The 1,027-nt window shown below is 77.7% G+C and carries 1 protein-coding gene; it reads right to left on the reverse strand.

The window, feature by feature from the left end; genetic code table 11:
- The coding region (locus EUA98_RS19620) for a DUF4350 domain-containing protein (RefSeq protein WP_130104359.1) at positions 1-946 on the reverse strand (946 nt) is incomplete at its 3' end.
- Between the last annotated feature and the right edge of the window lie 81 nt (positions 947-1,027).

Raw genomic sequence — 1,027 nt, forward strand, 5'->3', positions numbered from 1 at the left:
GGCCGCGGCCGCGGGTGGTCTCCGCCGCGCGCACCGTCACGGGCAAGGGTTCGGTCACGAGCCGGCCGAGCCGGCGCCCGCGCCAGAGCCCGGCGACGCCCGCCGCGAGGAGCAGCTGCAGACCGACGGCGCCGGCCCACGGCGGCAGCAGGTCGCCCAGGCCGGGGCCGGTCGCGGCGGCCGCCTGGCCGAAGTCGGCGGGCGAGGGCACGTACCAGGTCAGCTGGGAGGTCCGGCCGAGCATCCGCAGCGCGAGCGCGGCGTTGCCCTCCTCGGTGAGCGAGGCATTGGTCAGCACCGTCGGATCGCCGAGCGCGACCACCCGCCGGGCGCCGTCGACCACCAGGTAGGCGGAGCCGGCTGCCTGATCCGCACCGGGGAAGCACACGGTCGCGGTGTCCGAGGTCGCGAAGTACCCGCCGCCCGCGGCGGAGATCGCCTCGGCGGCGACGGCGTCCGGGTCGGTGCACTCGGCGGTGCGCCGCTCGGGGACGGTCGACGGCGGCACGAGCGAGGTCTCGGCAGCGTCGGTCACCGCCCCCAGGAGCAGGGGATCGGGATTGAGCAGGACGAGGTCGGCGTCGGTCGCGGCCAGCGCGTCGATCTGGTCGACGCCGAGCAGGTAGCTGCCCGTGATGAGGAGCGTGGAGCCGGCGACGGCGGCGTCGGTCGCCTCGGCCGAGGTGCGCACGTAGGTGATGTCGACGCCCTCGTGCTCCAGGATCTGGGCGACGGCGCGGGCGCCCCGCGCGGCCGGGTTGTTCGGAGCGAGCACGACCTCGGAGGTCCGTGGCTCCGGGAGGGCCGCCGCGACCGCCACGATCCCCACGAGTCCGGCCAGGGCGAGCACCCAGCGCCAACGGTGCCAGCGGGAGCGGGCACGGCTCGCGGAGGTCGTGCCGTCGCCGACGACGCGGCCCGCGCCCGTCCGTCCGCGAACGGGCACCTTCGCGGACCCGGGGACGCCGGCTGGCGCAGCGGACCCGGGGACGCCGGCTGGCGCAGCGGACCCGGGGACGCCGGCTGG

The organism is Pengzhenrongella frigida, assembly GCF_004168625.1.
Taxonomy (GTDB): domain Bacteria; phylum Actinomycetota; class Actinomycetes; order Actinomycetales; family Cellulomonadaceae; genus Pengzhenrongella; species Pengzhenrongella frigida.